This window comes from Vibrio sp. 1580, assembly GCF_033340055.1.
Map to the genome: position 1 here is coordinate 1 of NZ_JAWOVT010000181.1, position 810 is coordinate 810.

The following is an 810-nucleotide window of genomic DNA, read 5'->3' on the forward strand; positions in this document are numbered from 1 at the left end:
ACATCGGCACTGAGGGTAAAGTTCACATCGGTTGGTAGCTCGGTGTAGTAAAAGGTGAGTCCTTCATGCGAGTTAGCTAACTTGCCGCCGCGGCTTTCAATGGTAAATGTGGACGCTAACTTACCAGCAGCGACAACATCACCATTGACCGTCACTTGGTTCACGCCGACTTTTTCCGGCAAAATGGTTGAGCCAAAGTTCATGTCGGTCGATTGACCAAAAGTGATCGCTTTCCAAGTCAGGTCTTCGACCTTAATCTCAGCAGCGTGTGCGGCTGGGGCCAATATGGCCGCCAGACACAAGGCTAAAGTGTGTTTTTTCATGGTCACTTTTCCTTGTTAGAAGTTGTATTTCAAACCGACACGGAAACGAGGAACATATTCATCTTTAAACTCTGAGCCATCACCCTTGTGCGTGATAGCCGCGATAGCGAAGAATGGAATCACGCCACTTTCCAGCTTGGTGTATTCGCCTGTAAAGTCGATCAGCGGATCATGACCTTTGTCTTTCCAGCCACCTTCGCCACCATGAATATCTTTGTACTCCGCTTCTACGCCAAGCTTGCCCCATTCAAACTTACGGTTTGCGTAAAGGTTGAGCTGGTTGTAACGCGAGTCGTCCGTGTTTTTGTACCCATGACGAATACGCGCAGCGACATCCCACTCGTCATTGATTTTGTACGCGCCAGTCAAGTTGTACTTGAACACTGACGCACCCGATGGGCTGGCATCAATGTTAATGCCCGGCGTTAGAGAGAAATTGTCGGTCGCTTTCCAACGGTAGCTCACGCCAGTTTCATGGCCTGCATTA

At 49.3% G+C, this 810-nt stretch carries 1 protein-coding gene and 1 pseudogene; both read right to left on the reverse strand.

What is annotated here, in order from left to right; translation table 11 throughout:
• Nucleotides 1–323, reverse strand: a pseudogene (locus R7093_RS24860) (exopolygalacturonate lyase); the annotation flags it as partial.
• Between the two features lie 15 nt (nt 324–338).
• A partial coding sequence (locus R7093_RS24865) for an oligogalacturonate-specific porin KdgM family protein (RefSeq protein WP_318146971.1) occupies nt 339–810 on the reverse strand: 472 nt, incomplete at its 5' end.